Origin of the sequence: Pseudoclavibacter sp. Marseille-Q434 (assembly GCF_050315415.1) — a bacterium.
Lineage (GTDB): Bacteria > Actinomycetota > Actinomycetes > Actinomycetales > Microbacteriaceae > Pseudoclavibacter.
This window is the reverse complement of record NZ_JBNPQH010000001.1, coordinates 975,767-988,726: the sequence shown is the minus strand read 5'-3', so window position 1 is coordinate 988,726 and position 12,960 is coordinate 975,767. Positions and strand designations below refer to the sequence as shown.

Sequence of the window (12,960 nt, the reverse complement as noted above, 5' to 3'; positions counted from 1 at the left end):
AGCGTCGTCGCGAATGCGAGATGGAACGGGAGTCACTCGCGACCGAGGTCGCGGTGCCGCACGCTGATGATCGTGTCATCGCGTTCGCGCAGCAGGCTCGCGATGCGCTCGGTCATGGCGACCGAGCGGTGCTTGCCGCCGGTGCATCCGACGGCCAGCGTCACGTGCCGCTTGTTCTCACGTTCGTAACCCCGCAGCACGGGGTCGAGCATCTCAATGTAGTGGGTCAGGAACTCGTCTGCACCTTCTTGGTCGAAGACGTAGTCGGAGACGCGCTTGTCGCGGCCGTTGAAGGCGCGGAGTTCCGGCTCCCAGAAAGGGTTCGGCAGGAAGCGCATGTCGACGACCAGATCGGCATCCGTGGGGATGCCGTACTTGAAGCCGAAGCTCTGCACCGTCACGGCGACCTTGTTCTGGTCGGCTTCGCCGAAGCGCTTGACGATGCGGGTCACCAGCTGGTGGCCGTTGAGCTCCGAGGTGTCGATGACGATGTCGCTCGCCTCGCGGATCTCCTGGAGGCGGCTGCGTTCGCGGGCGATGCCATCGAGGATCGTGCCGTTGCCCTGCAAGGGGTGCGGGCGCCGGACAGCCTCGAACCGTCGCACGAGCGTTCCGTCGGTCGCATCGAGGAAGAGAACGTCGACCTCGTGCGTCTCCCTGAGCCCGCCCACGAGCGCGGTGAACTCCTCGAGGAGGTGGCCGCCACGCACGTCGACCGAGACGGCGAGCTTCGGGAGCGAGTCTCGCGCCTTTCCGGCGACCTCGATGAGGGGCCTGATCATCTGCGGGGGCAGATTGTCGACCACGAACCAGTCGAGGTCCTCGAACGCCTTGCACGCCGTGGACCGCCCCGCACCGGACATGCCGGTGACGATCATGATGTGCTGGCGTCCTTCGCCGTCGATCTCCGCCGAACTCATGCGCAGGTCACCTCCCGTGGACTAAAACACCAGCCTACATAGCCGGAGCGTGCGTCTCTCACGCTTCCGCCGATTGCTCTCGCGCGAATCGCTCGGTTATCGCGGTCGCCGTGGCCTCTCCGACTCCCTGCACGCTCGTGAGCTCCTCGACGGTGGCCGCCCGGAGTCTCTTGACCGAGCCGAACTTCTTGAGGAGGGCGGCGACGCGCGTCGGCCCGAGGCCCGGGATGTCCGCGAGGACCGTGCCGATGTCGGCTTTGCGCTTCGTGCGCTGATGCCGGATCGCGAAGCGGTGCGCCTCGTCTCGAAGACGCTGCACGAGGAAGAGCGCTTCGGACCCTCGAGGGAGGATGACCGGGAAGTCGTCGTCCGGGAGCCAGAGCTCCTCGAGCCGCTTGGCGATGCCGACGACGGCGATGCCACGCACCCCGGATTCCTCGAGCGCGCGTTGCGCCGCGTTGACCTGCGGCACTCCGCCGTCGATGAGCAGCAGCTGCGGTCGGTAGGCGAACTTGGCCCGTGTGGATTCCTGCGTCGACGCCTTCACGCGATCCGCGGAGAGGGCTGCGTCCTCGACGATATCGGCCGGTGTCGCGTCGTCGCGCAGGTAGGCGAGGCGCCGCGCGAGCACCTGGCGAATGGAGTCCGTGTCGTCCGTCGACGACGCGATGTTGAAGCGCCGGTAGTGCGACTTCCGCGCCAGGCCGTCCTCGAAGACCACCATGGAGCCGACGATGCCGGTGCCTTGCAGGTGCGAGATGTCGTAGCACTCGATGCGAAGCGGCGCCTCGGCCAAGCCCAGCGCATTCTGCAGCTCGGTGAGCGCATCCGATCGTGCGACGTAGTCGCTGCTGCGTTTGAGCTTGTACTGCGCGAGCGACCCCATGGCATTGATCGTCGCGGTCTTGAGGAGTTCGGATTTCGGGCCCCGCTGCGCCGTTCGCAGGTTCACCTTGGCCTGTCTGGTCGCCTCAAGCCATTCCGACAGGGCTTCGGAGTCGTCGGGCAAGGCCGGCACGATGATCTCACCTGGCGGGAAGAGTCCGTCCTTGCCGTAGACGCGCTGCATCGTCTGGTCGATGATCGTTCCCAGGTCGGTGTCGAGTTCCTTGTCGAGCACCCAGTTGCGAACGCCGCGGATGCGGCCGCCGCGAACCGTGAACTGCTGCACGGATGCGCTCAGCTCGTCCTCCGCGATGCCGAAGAGATCGAGGTCGACGTTGTCCGGCAGGACGACCGCGCTCTTCTCCAGGACGTTCTCGAGCGCTCCGATGCGGTCACGCAGCCTGGCTGCGTCCTCGAAGCGCATCTCGCTGGCTGCGAGCTTCATCTCCTCCTGCAGCGTCGTCAGCAGGCTGCGGTCATAGCTCTCCATGAACCGCACGAACTCGTTCACGATCACGCGGTGCTCCGCGATGGTCACGCGTCCGCTGCAGGGCCCTCCGCACCGGCCGATCTGGCCCGGGAAGCACGGGCGTCCGCTCTGCATGGCGCGCTTGTAGTTCGAGTCGTTGCAGGTTCGGATCGGGAACGCCTTGACCATGAGGTCGATGGTCTCGTTGACCGCCCATACCTTGGGGTACGGACCGAAGTACCTGGCACCGCGGATCTTCGGGTTGCGGGTGACGAGGACGCGCGGCGCCTCGTCGCCGAGCGTGACCGCCATGAACGGGTAGCTCTTGTCGTCCTTGAACTTGACGTTGAAGGGCGGCGAGAACTCCTGGATCCAGGTGTACTCGAGCTGCAGGGCCTCGGTCTCGGTGCGCACGACGGTCCACTCGACACGAGTTGCCGTCGTCACCATGTGCCGCGTGCGTTCGTGCAGCCGCTCGAGTGGCGCGAAGTAGTTGCTCAGGCGCGCGCGGAGGTTCTTGGCCTTCCCGACGTAGAGCACGCGGTCGTTGTCCCCGAGGAACCTGTAGACCCCGGGGGCTGTGGGGATGTCGCCCGTCGCGGGACGATATGGCAGGACGTTCGCCATCAGCGGCCAGCTGCCTCCCGGTCGAAGATCTCCTTGAGGTACTGGCCCGTGTGGCTCTCCGCGATGCCGGCGACCTTCTCGGGGGTGCCGACGCCGACGACGGTGCCGCCACCTGAGCCACCCTCCGGCCCCATGTCGATGAGCCAGTCCGCGGACTTGATGACGTCGAGGTTGTGCTCGATCACGATGACGGTGTTGCCCTTGTCGACGAGTCCGCCCAGCACCTTCAGGAGCTTGCGGACGTCCTCGAAGTGGAGGCCGGTGGTGGGCTCGTCGAGCACGTAGACGCTCCGTCCGTTGGAGCGGCGCTGGAGCTCCGTGGCGAGCTTGACGCGCTGCGCCTCGCCGCCGGAGAGCGTCGTCGCCGACTGCCCGAGGCGCACATAGCCCAGACCGACCTCGACGAGCGTCGAGAGGTACCGGTGGATGGCCGTGATGGGCTCGAAGAAGTCCGCAGCCTCGGCGATCGGCATCTGCAGGACCTCAGCGATGTTCTTGCCCTTGTAGTGCACGCTGAGGGTCTCGCGGTTGTACCGCGATCCTCCGCACACCTCGCACAGGACGTAGACATCCGGGAGGAAGTTCATCTCGATCTTCAGCGTGCCGTCTCCCGAGCACGCCTCGCAGCGGCCGCCCTTGACGTTGAAGCTGAAGCGCCCAGGCAGGTAGCCGCGCGCCTTCGCTTCGCTCGTCTCCGCGAAGAGCGTGCGGATGCGGTCGAAGACGCCCGTGTACGTGGCCGGGTTCGAGCGGGGAGTCCGGCCGATGGGGTTCTGGTCGACGTGGATGACCTTGTCGAGCTGGTCGACGCCGGTGATGCGCGTGTGCTTGCCGGCGACGGCGCGTGCTCCGTTGAGCTTGCTCGCGAGCACCCGGTAGAGGATGTCGTTCACAAGCGACGACTTCCCGGACCCGCTGACACCCGTGACCGCGGTGAGGATGCCGAGAGGGAAGCTCACCTGCACGTTCTTCAGGTTGTTTGCCCTGGCGCCGACGACGGTGAGCTCTCGCTTCTTGTCGTACTTCCGACGCTTCTTGGGCGTCTCGATGCCCATGCGACCCGAGAGGTAGTCGCCCGTGATCGACCTGGTGTTCTTCTCGAGGTCGGCGACGGAGCCGCTGTGGACGACTTCGCCCCCGTGCTCCCCCGCTCCCGGCCCGATGTCCACGATCCAGTCGGAGGTGCGGATGGTGTCCTCGTCGTGCTCGACGACGATGAGGGTGTTTCCGAGGTCGCGCAGCTTGACGAGGGTCTCGATGAGTCGCCGGTTGTCGCGCTGGTGGAGACCGATGGACGGCTCATCGAGGACGTACAGCACGCCGGTCAGGCCGGACCCGATCTGTGTCGCGAGGCGGATGCGCTGGGCCTCACCGCCGGAGAGCGTTCCCGCGGCACGAGCGAGGTCGAGGTAGCTGAGTCCGACCTCGATGAGGAAGTCGAGGCGGGCGCGGATCTCCCTGAGGACCTGCGCGGCGATCTTCGCCTCCCGGTCGGTGAGCTCGACCGTGTTCATGAAGTCCAGGCAGTCGGCGAGGCTCAGTGTCGTCGCGTCGGCGATGGAGCGGCCGTGGACCTTGACCGCGAGCACCTCGGGGCGCAGGCGCGCCCCGTTGCACGCCGAGCACGGGATCTCGCGCAGATACTGAGCCCAGCGGGCACGGGTCGCGTCGGTCTCCGCCTCGGCGTACTGGCGCTCGATGTAGGGCATGACGCCCTCGAAACCCGAGCTGTACGTCATCTGCCGGCCGAAGCGGTTGCGGTACTTGACCTTGACCTCGTACTCGCGCCCCTCGAGGATGGCCTCGCGGACCTCCTCTGGGAGTTTCTTCCATGGAGTCGTGAGCTTGAACTGGATCTGCTCCGAGAGCCCGAGGAGGAGGCGTTCGTAGTACTGGTACAGGCTCTTGCCCTGGGAGCTCCACGGCAGGATGACGCCATCCGCGATCGAGTCGAGTGGGTCGCCGATGAGCAGCTCGCGGTCGACGGACATGCGCGTGCCGAGGCCGTCGCAGGTCTGGCAGGCGCCGAACGGAGCGTTGAAGGAGAAGGTCCTCGGCTCGATCTCGGTGAGCGCGATGGGGTGGTTGTTCGGGCAGGAGAGCTGCTCGGAGAACGTGGTCCACGCATCGTCACCCTCCGCATCCACGAAGTTGATCTGCACGAGGCCGTCCGCGAGTCGGAGCGCCGTCTCCAGCGAGTCGGTCAGGCGGCCGAGCACGTCGTCGGCGGCGACGAGGCGGTCGACGATGACCGAGATGTCGTGCTTGAACGACTTCTTGAGCTTGGGCGGGTCGGTGAGCTGCACTCGCTCGCCGTCCACCATCGCCCTCGCGTAGCCCTGACCGGAGAGCGACTGGAAGAGGTCGACGAACTCGCCCTTCTTCTGCTGCACGACGGGCGCGAGCACCTGGTACCTGGTGCCGTCCTCGAGCTCCATGAGGTGGTCGGCGATCTGCTGCACGGTCTGCCGCTGGATGACCTCGCCGCAGACCGGGCAGTGCGGCACGCCGATTCGCGCCCACAGCAGGCGGAGGTAGTCGTAGATCTCCGTGATCGTGCCGACCGTCGACCGCGGGTTCCGGTTGGTCGACTTCTGGTCGATGGAGACCGCAGGGCTCAGGCCCTCGATGAAGTCGACGTCGGGTCGGTCGACCTGGCCGAGGAACTGCCGCGCGTAGGCGGAAAGCGACTCGACGTATCGTCGCTGGCCCTCCGCGAAGATGGTGTCGAAGGCGAGCGACGACTTCCCCGACCCGGAGAGGCCCGTGAACACGACGAGACTGTCGCGTGGGATCTCGAGGTCGACGTTCTTGAGGTTGTGGACGCGGGCGCCTTGGACGCGCAGCTGCGAGGAGGGAGGAAGGACGGCCATAGCTCTTTCAGGTTCTCTATTCGTGTGGATGCTGTGCGCCCGTCAGAGGCGCGCGGCCGCGGTCACCCCTTGGTGACGTGCCCGGCTCGTTCCATGGTCCGGAGGTCTTGCTTCAGCGCCGAGAGCTCATCGCGGAGGCGGGCGGCGAGCTCGAACTTGAGCTCGCTGGCCGCGTCGAGCATCTGCGCGTTGAGGTCCGAGATCATGTTCTCGAGCTCGCGTGCGCCGGATGCGGCGAGACCCTCTCGCTTGAGCTTAGGTGTCGTCTGCCGCTTGTTGTCGCCCTTGCCGCGAGATGCGAGGAGGTTCTCGGTGTCCTGCCCCTCACGCATGAGCGACTCCGTGATGTCTGCGATCTTCTTGCGCAGCGGGGTCGGGTCGATGCCGTGCTCCTTGTTGTAGGCGAGCTGGCGGTCGCGGCGCCGGTCGGTCTCCTCGATGGCTTGCGCCATGCTGTCGGTGATGCGGTCGGCGTACATGTGCACCTCGCCAGTCACGTTTCGGGCGGCGCGTCCGATGGTCTGGATGAGGGACGTGCTGGAGCGCAGGAACCCCTCCTTGTCGGCGTCCAGGATCGCGACGAGCGACACCTCCGGCAGGTCGAGGCCCTCGCGGAGGAGGTTGATGCCGACGAGCACATCGTAGAGTCCGGCACGAAGCTCCGAGAGGAGCTCCACCCGGCGCAACGTGTCGACGTCGGCGTGCAGGTAGCGGACGCGGACGCCGTTCTCGCCGAGGAAGTCAGTGAGCTCCTCTGCCATCTTCTTGGTGAGGGTCGTGACGAGGACTCGCTCGTCGCGATCTGCGCGGACTCGGATCTCCTCGAGCAGGTCGTCGATCTGGCCCTTTGACGGCTTCACGATGATCTGCGGATCGACGAGCCCCGTCGGGCGGATGATCTGCTCGACGAACCCGTCAGCTTGCGCGAGCTCGTACTTGCCCGGCGTCGCCGACAGGTACACGGTCTGACCGACGCGGTCGCTGAACTCGTCCCACCGAAGCGGTCGGTTGTCGAGGGCGCTCGGCAGGCGGAATCCATGGTCGACGAGCGTGCGCTTCCGCGAGGCGTCACCCTCGTACATCGCGCCGATCTGCGGCACGGTCACGTGCGACTCGTCGATGACGGTGATGAAGTCGTCCGGGAAGTAGTCGATGAGGCAGTGCGGGGCCTCGCCGGGCGCACGACCATCCATGTGCCTCGAGTAGTTCTCGATGCCGGAGCAGAAGCCGATCTGCTCCATCATCTCCAGATCGAAGGAGGTTCGCATGCGGAGCCGCTGAGCTTCGAGCAGCTTCTGCTCGCGCTCGAAGACGCCGAGGCGATCGTCGAGTTCGTCGCGGATCTGGCCCATGGCCCGCTGCATCGCATCCGCACCTGCCACGTAGTGCGAGCCAGGGAAGACGCTCACGGAGTCCATGGAGCGGACGACGTCACCGGTCAGCGGGTTGAGGGCCGTCAGCGCCTCGATCTCGTCGCCGAACATCTCGATCCGGATCGCGAGCTCCTCGTAGACGGGGATGATCTCGATCGTGTCGCCCCGAACTCGGAAGGTGCCGCGTTGGAAGGCAACGTCGTTGCGCTGGTACTGCATGGTGACGAAGCGCCGGAGCAGCTCCTGGCGCGGGATGCGGTCTCCGACGTGGAGCGCGAGCATCGAGTTGAAGTACTCCTCCGGCTTCCCGAGGCCGTAGATGCAGGAGACCGTGGAGACGACGATGACGTCGCGGCGACTCAGGAGCGAGTTCGTCGTGGAGTGCCGGAGCCGCTCAACCTCCTCGTTCACCGAGCTGTCCTTCTCGATGAAGGTGTCGGTCTGCGGGACGTACGCCTCCGGCTGGTAGTAGTCGTAGTAGGAGACGAAGTACTCGACGGCGTTGTTCGGCATGAGCTCGCGGAACTCCGTCGCGAGCTGCGCCGCCAGGGTCTTGTTGTGCGCTAGCACGAGGGCCGGGCGCTGCAGCTTCTCGATGAGCCACGCGGTCGTGGCGGATTTTCCGGTTCCGGTCGCCCCGAGCAGGACGACATCCGGTTCGCCGGCATTGATGCGACTCGCAAGCTCGTCGATGGCCTTCGGCTGGTCGCCACTCGGCGTGTACTCGCTGACGACTTCGAAGGGACGGACGCTGCGTGTTGCTTGCATAGAACAAGTGTACGTGGCGGCTGCGACATTTCGGGGCCTCCGTGATGCGCTCTGCGCGATCACGGAGGCCCCGATGTGCAGTCGGCGCGGACTAGTCCTCGCTCGAGAGCACGCCCTGCGTGTTCTCGAGGTGTGCGCGGATGAACCACTGGAACTTCTCCAGCTCGGACACCTGGCCGATGACCAGGTCCTGGGTCACGAGGTCGAGGTCGTCGAGACGCTTGATGGCCTCGCGGTGGTCGGTGATGACGCCCACGTAGACGTGGTCCAGCGCCTCGAGGTGCTGACGGGTGCCTGCGCGGAACACCTCGTAGTCACCCCAGGTGCGGGCCTGGACGAGCGCGCCCGGCAGTCCGTTCGGCGGCACGCCGAGGGTCGCCATGCGCTCCGCGACCTCGTCGGCGTAACCGCGAACGAGTTCGATCTGGGGGTCGAGCATCTCGTGGACGCTGATGAAGTCGCGCCCGATGACGTTCCAGTGGGCGTGCTTCAGCGTGAGGTGGAGGTCGTTGAGGGCGTGGAGGCGAAGCTGGAGGAGCTCGCCGATCTCGTGGCCCTTGTCGAGCGAGAGCCCGGGGACGGTGTACTCGCCGTTCTCGGTGTGCTGGCTTGAGGCTGTTGTGGTCATCTCAGTCCTCTCTTGGGAGCGCGCGTCGCGGATCCCGGTCGATGAGTCCCGTTCAGTGCGGGGGAAGACCAACCTTGTCAGCCAGGTCTGAACGTTTGGTCGGAGGACTGCCGAGGATGCGCGGCGACCGCCGTAGACTGCCGGGATGCGCGCCGCACAGTCAGGGGGCAGCCCGTCGAGCGGGCGTGCCGACTCGGCGCCGAGCTACGGGGTACTCGCCGATCTGGGTCCGCTTGACAATGAGATCGAGATCCGCCGCTCCCGGTTCATCTGCCGCCTCCAGCGAGTGGAGAGCGAAGCGGAGGCAAGGGCGGTCATCGCCGGTCGGCGGGCCGCACACCGACTCGCGCGCCATCACTGCAGTGCGTTCGTGCTGGGTGCCGGGCGGGATGTCCAGCGCTCGAACGATGATGGCGAACCTGGCGGGACGGCTGGGACGCCCATGCTCGAGGCGCTCGTGCTGCACGAGCGCGAGCGGGGCATCCCGTCCTCGGCCGACCTCAGCGACGTCGTCGCTGTGGTCACGCGGTACTTCGGCGGCGTTCTGCTCGGGGCAGGCGGGCTCGTGCGCGCCTACTCGGAGTCCGTCTCGGCGACCCTGCAGCTCGCACGACTCGCGATGCGCGAGGCGAGGGCGGTCTTCGGTCTCGAAGCGCCGCACGCCACCGCAGGTCAGTGGGAGAACGAGCTGCGCGTCCGCGGCGTGCTCGTGGCCGGAACCGACTACGCCGGAGCCACAGCCATGTTGAGCCTGGCCATCCCCGACTCGCCTGACGCGCGCGGGCGGCTGGCTGCCGAGGTGGCGGCGGTCACCGCCGGCCGGGGCTCGCTCGTCCCCCTCGGCGCCGAGTGGGTCGATCTCGCCTAGGGCGTGCACGCGTCACCTCCGGGAAGCCGTCACCATGAGGTACTCCCAGTTCATCTGGCCGTCCTGCAGGGAACGGTCGGCGAGTGCCGCCAGGTCTGCGTCCAGTGCAGCCACTCGCGCTCTGTGGTCGGTCACACCGCGGTCTGACAGCCCGTGTCCGCGCTCGTCGTACCGGATCACCGTTGCGATGCGGCCGAGCTCCACGAGGAAGTGGCGCCAGACAGGGCTCTGCAAATCGAACTGCAGATGACTCAGCGCCCCCACAGGACTCATGCTAGAACTCCCGAGCGCCCAGGACGCCCCATCGTCAGCCCACTGTCAGGACCAGGCGCGCGTCCGTCGGTCAGACTCCGTAGGTCTGCGTCTCCGGTGCTCGAAGGCTCGCGGCCGTGAGCCGGCGCCACTCGGCGTCGACCTGATCGAGTGTCTCGTCGAGGGGGGCGCTCGTGTCGATGAGCACGTCGGCGATCCGACGCCGCTCGTCATCGCTCGCCTGCGATGCGATTCGAGCCTGCGCGTCTTCCGGTGTCATGCCGCGACCTTCGACGAGACGCTCCTCGCGGACGTTGGCCGGCGCATCCGCAACCCAGATCTCCTCGTAGTCGTAGTTGCTCGTCGATTCGACGAGCAGCGGGATGACATGCACGACAAGGGCCGCCGGGTCGTCGGCGAGCACCTCATCGAGCTTCTCCCCCGTGAGGCGACGCACCTCCGGGTGCACGATGTCGTTGAGTGCCCCGCGTGCCTCGTCGTCGCCGAAGACCAGCGCGCCGAGTGCGGGACGGTCCAGTGTGCCGTCCGCCAGGAGCACCTGCTGTCCGAAGCGCGCGACGATCTGTCGAAGCGCTGGAGCGCCGACGGCGACGGCCTCGCGCGCGAAGACGTCGGCGTCGAGGATCACGCCGCCGAGCTCGGCAAGTCGGTTGGCGATGGTCGTCTTGCCGGATCCGATTCCCCCGGTCAGCGCGATGGTGACCATGATGTGCTGTCCTCTCGTCTGCGCATGCCCTCCGACGGGCATCGTCGTGTGGCCAACGCTACTGCGCTCCGGCCGAGAGCACCCTCCGGCATCCCGGGACGACCCGCCCCCGGGCTGATCGCGTGCCAGACTGGGACGCAGGAGGCACGAGACACATGCTTGAAATTCTGACCGGCCTGGGACTCGCGACGGCGAGCGGCCTCAACGCGTTCATCCCACTGCTCGGGATCGGGCTTCTCGCCCGCTTCACCGACCTCATCGCGCTTCCAGCAGGCTGGGCCTGGCTCAGCAACGACTGGGTGCTCATCATCGTCGGCGTGCTGCTCGTGCTCGAGCTCGTCGCCGACAAGGTCCCCGCGCTGGACCACGTCAACGACTGGATCCAGACGGTCATCCGCCCGACCTCCGGCGGCATCGTCTTCGGGGCTGGCACCGCCAGCTCGACCGCAGCCATCCAGGACCCGGCCAGCTTCTTCACGAGCAACGCGTGGGTGCCAGTGGTCATCGGGATCGGCATCGCCCTGCTGACCCACCTCACCAAGAGCAGCACCCGAGCCGCGGCGAACGTCGTGACAGCTGGTGCGGCCGCCCCGATCCTGAGCGTCGGCGAGGACGCCATCAGCGTCGGGCTGCTCTTCTCCGCGATTCTCGTGCCGCTGTTCGTGCTGGTCATGCTCGCAATGCTCGGTGTGCTCGCCTGGCTGCTGTTCCGCAGCTTCAAGCGCGTGCGCGATGCGCGCGCTGCCAGGTCGGGGACTGCCGCTCCCCCGGTCCCGCCGGCCCCGGGCTTCACCGCCTGACCAGAACGAGCCCCGCTGGGACGCAGCAACGCCCGGCCGCTTCTCAGCGGCCGGGCGTCGCATTCGCGCCGGTATCCGCGCCTCTCTCCCCAACGGCCGAAGGCCGGCCCCAGAACTGGGACCGGCCTTCGGATGCAGTGGTGCTGCGGGGAACTAGTTCCCTGCGAGCTTCTCGCGGAGGGCGGCAAGCGACTCGTCGTCGGCAAGCGTTCCTGCGCCAGCTGCTTCGCTCGCGAACGAGTTCGAGGAGCTCGACGGCGCGACGGCGCTGACGTTCTGCTCGATCTCGGCTGCGGATGCGACCTGCTTCTTGTGCGCTTCCCAGCGAGTCTGGGCGAGAGCGTACTCCTGCTCCCAAGCCTCGCGCTGTGCGTCGAAGCCTTCCTTCCACTCGTTGGTCTCGGGGTCGAAGCCCTCGGGGTACGTGTAGTTCCCCTCGGCGTCGTACTCGGAGACCATGCCGTAGAGCGCTGCGTCGAACTCGGTGCCCTCGGGGTCGACGCCATCGTTCGCCTGCTTGAGCGAGAGCGAGATGCGGCGACGGTCGAGGTCGATGTCGATGATCTTGACGAACAGCTCCTGGCCGACCGACACAACCTGCTCGGCGAGCTCGACGTGGCCGCTGGAGAGCTCCGAGATGTGCACGAGGCCCTCGATGCCGTCTGCGACGCGAACGAACGCACCGAACGGAACGAGCTTCGTGACCTTGCCCGGTGCGATCTGACCGATGGCGTGCGTGCGTGCGAGCACCTGCCACGGGTCTTCCTGCGTTGCCTTCAGCGAGAGCGAGACACGCTCGCGGTCGAGGTCGACCTCGAGGATCTCGACGGTGACCTCCTGGCCAACCTCGACGACCTCGGAGGCGTGCTCGATGTGCTTCCAGCTGAGCTCGGAGACGTGCACGAGGCCGTCAACGCCACCCAGGTCGACGAACGCACCGAAGTTGACGATCGAGGAGACCACACCCTTGCGGACCTGGCCCTTCTGGAGGTTGTTGAGGAAGTTCGAGCGGGTCTCGGACTGGGTCTGCTCGAGGAGCGCGCGGCGCGAGAGCACGACGTTGTTGCGGTTCTTGTCGAGCTCGAGCACCTTGGCCTCGAGTTCCTGACCGAGGTACGGCGTGAGGTCGCGCACACGGCGGAGCTCGATGAGCGAGGCCGGGAGGAAGCCGCGGAGGCCGATGTCGACGATGAGACCGCCCTTGACGACCTCGATGACGGTGCCGGTGACGACGCCGTCCTCTTCCTTGATCTTCTCCACGTCGCCCCAGGCGCGCTCGTACTGTGCGCGCTTCTTGGACAGGATCAGACGGCCTTCCTTGTCCTCCTTCTGGAGAACGAGGGCCTCAACGGTGTCGCCGACCTGAACGACCTCGGTGGGGTCGACGTCGTGCTTGATCGAAAGCTCGCGCGAGGGGATGACGCCCTCGGTCTTGTAACCGACGTCGAGGAGGACCTCGTCGCGGTCGATGCGAACGACGGTGCCCTCGATGAGGTCCCCGTCGTTGAAGAACTTCAGCGTCTCTTCGACCGCGGCAAGAAAGTCCTCAGCAGATCCGATGTCGTTGATGGCGACCTGCTTGGTTGCCTTTTCGGTCGTGGTGGTGGTCATGTAGGTAATGCTCCAGGTGGGCTATAAGTCGGCCCGGATGTGCTGCTCTCGGCAAGATGTCGAGGACAATGGTGCTCATCCGGGAATGCGGATACGTGCACACAGAAAAGTGCTCTGTCAGCCTAGTCGGCGAAGTCAAGTGAGAGCAAGTGTCGCGCG

At 66.6% G+C, this 12,960-nt stretch carries 10 protein-coding genes; 2 read left to right on the top strand and 8 right to left on the bottom strand.

The features are described 5' to 3' along the window. Window positions 1–32: 32 nt before the first annotated feature. From rapZ to ACQFZP_RS04750, 5 genes are all read right to left on the bottom strand, one after another. A complete protein-coding gene (gene rapZ, locus ACQFZP_RS04770) occupies window positions 33–920 on the bottom strand; it encodes an RNase adapter RapZ (protein ID WP_068481863.1) in 888 nt (295 codons plus the stop codon). A 58-nt stretch (window positions 921–978) separates the two neighbouring features. Then, the gene (gene uvrC / locus ACQFZP_RS04765) at window positions 979–2,901 is read right to left on the bottom strand and encodes an excinuclease ABC subunit UvrC (protein ID WP_211890482.1); all 1,923 of its coding nucleotides are present in this window, start codon (window positions 2,899–2,901) and stop codon (window positions 979–981) included. After that, window positions 2,901–5,774 carry an excinuclease ABC subunit UvrA gene (gene uvrA, locus ACQFZP_RS04760; protein ID WP_211890481.1) on the bottom strand — a complete coding sequence of 958 codons (2,874 nt, stop codon included), beginning with the start codon at window positions 5,772–5,774 and terminating at the stop codon, window positions 2,901–2,903. Before uvrA ends, uvrC begins: the two co-directional genes overlap by 1 nt. 62 nt (window positions 5,775–5,836) lie before the next feature. After that, window positions 5,837–7,915, bottom strand: a complete 2,079-nt coding sequence (gene uvrB, locus ACQFZP_RS04755) for an excinuclease ABC subunit UvrB (RefSeq protein WP_104311919.1) — start codon at window positions 7,913–7,915, stop codon at window positions 5,837–5,839. Between the two features lie 91 nt (window positions 7,916–8,006). Next, window positions 8,007–8,543, bottom strand: coding sequence for a Dps family protein (locus ACQFZP_RS04750; protein ID WP_104311920.1), 537 nt, complete (start codon window positions 8,541–8,543; stop codon window positions 8,007–8,009). A 145-nt stretch (window positions 8,544–8,688) separates the two neighbouring features. Here ACQFZP_RS04750 and ACQFZP_RS04745 point away from each other — a divergent pair, with 145 nt between their 5' ends. Beyond that, window positions 8,689–9,411 carry an IMPACT family protein gene (locus tag ACQFZP_RS04745; RefSeq protein WP_211890480.1) on the top strand — a complete coding sequence of 241 codons (723 nt, stop codon included), beginning with the start codon at window positions 8,689–8,691 and terminating at the stop codon, window positions 9,409–9,411. Between the two features lie 12 nt (window positions 9,412–9,423). Here ACQFZP_RS04745 and ACQFZP_RS04740 read toward each other — a convergent pair whose 3' ends face one another. Together ACQFZP_RS04740 and coaE are read right to left on the bottom strand one after the other, a co-directional pair. Then, window positions 9,424–9,675, bottom strand: coding sequence for a hypothetical protein (locus ACQFZP_RS04740; RefSeq protein WP_249312037.1), 252 nt, complete (start codon window positions 9,673–9,675; stop codon window positions 9,424–9,426). A 79-nt stretch (window positions 9,676–9,754) separates the two neighbouring features. Next, window positions 9,755–10,390: a dephospho-CoA kinase gene (coaE, locus tag ACQFZP_RS04735; protein WP_211890479.1), complete on the bottom strand. Its 636-nt coding sequence runs from the start codon at window positions 10,388–10,390 to the stop codon at window positions 9,755–9,757. 155 nt (window positions 10,391–10,545) lie between these two features. Between coaE and ACQFZP_RS04730 the strand changes: the two genes are divergently transcribed. Next, window positions 10,546–11,190, top strand: a complete 645-nt coding sequence (locus ACQFZP_RS04730; RefSeq protein WP_211890478.1) for a DUF4126 domain-containing protein — start codon at window positions 10,546–10,548, stop codon at window positions 11,188–11,190. A 153-nt stretch (window positions 11,191–11,343) separates the two neighbouring features. Here ACQFZP_RS04730 and rpsA read toward each other — a convergent pair whose 3' ends face one another. Continuing rightward, the gene (gene rpsA, locus ACQFZP_RS04725) at window positions 11,344–12,801 is read right to left on the bottom strand and encodes a 30S ribosomal protein S1 (protein ID WP_104252919.1); all 1,458 of its coding nucleotides are present in this window, start codon (window positions 12,799–12,801) and stop codon (window positions 11,344–11,346) included. Window positions 12,802–12,960: the final 159 nt, after the last annotated feature.